1 pseudogene is annotated in these 1,034 nt (G+C 68.5%); it reads right to left on the minus strand.

Going from position 1 to position 1,034, the window contains the following annotated elements:
- Positions 1-949, minus strand: a pseudogene (locus YO9_RS0114990) (IS1380 family transposase); the annotation flags it as partial.
- Between the last annotated feature and the right edge of the window lie 85 nt (positions 950-1,034).

Genomic DNA, 1,034 nt, shown 5'->3' on the forward strand with positions numbered 1-1,034 from the left:
CACCAGTCGACCGGGGACCCGTTCGGTTTTCTTCCTTGAGGTGAACGCGGTGAAGGGGACCTCGGCCACCTCCGCCTTGGAGATCCACGTGCCGGTGTCCTCGTCGAAGATCGCCTGCGGGTACCTGATGCCGGTCCACGCTTTCTCGTCGATGCCGGCGATAGCGGCCTTGACGGCCTTGTCCATCTTCACGGTCACCGACACCTCCGCCCCGGCGGTGAGCGCGGCGGCCACGGTGGCATGCCCATAGAAAGCGGAGTCGGCCCGGACCAGCACCCGGCGCCGGCCGCCGGCACCAATCGCTTGAGGATGGCCAGCGAATCCCCGACCAGCCTCGAGGCCCGCGCGGGGAGCCGACCGAACCGCGGCGCAGCCGCTGACCCAGGATCACCGGGGCCGCGGTCTCGGTGCTGGCGGTGGCCAACAGGGCGTTGAGCCCACGGACCCCGGAGTACCCGTACCCGGAACCCTGCTTCTGGTAGCCGTGGACCTCGATGATCGTGTCGTCCACATCAACATAAACGAACCCCGGATCCGCACCGGCAGCGCCGGGCCGTCCCAGCAGCGGGGCCCGGCCGGCCAGGTTCACCAGGAACCGGGAGGCGACCGCGTCGAGTTGGCGCACGTGCCCGAAGGTGAACTCACGCAGGAACGAGCCCAGGGTCGAGGGCGCATAGCAGCCGCCGAACACCCGTTTCATCGCCCCGTGGCGCAGCACGGCCATGTCATCGATCGAGTCCGCCCCCGTGCACATCCCGGCCACCAGGGCCGCGACCTTCGCCCCGGCGTTGGCGCCCTTGTCGGTCGGCACGCTCAACCGACCTCCGGCCAGCTGGTGCAGGCCGGCCTCGGCGGCCAGTTCCATCACCGGCACCAGCCCGGCGGACCCGATGAGGTTCGGCTCGTCGAAGGAAACTGACACGGCAGCAGGCGTGTGGGAAACTTGCATCTGCGAGATGCCCTCTCATCGCGGTGGAACGGAACCCTGAACAAGTCCCATTCTTCCCGGTCAGACGGGCATCCCGTCTTTAATT

It is taken from the genome of Kocuria atrinae C3-8, from assembly GCF_000286355.1.
In the GTDB taxonomy this organism is placed as follows: domain Bacteria; phylum Actinomycetota; class Actinomycetes; order Actinomycetales; family Micrococcaceae; genus Kocuria; species Kocuria atrinae_A.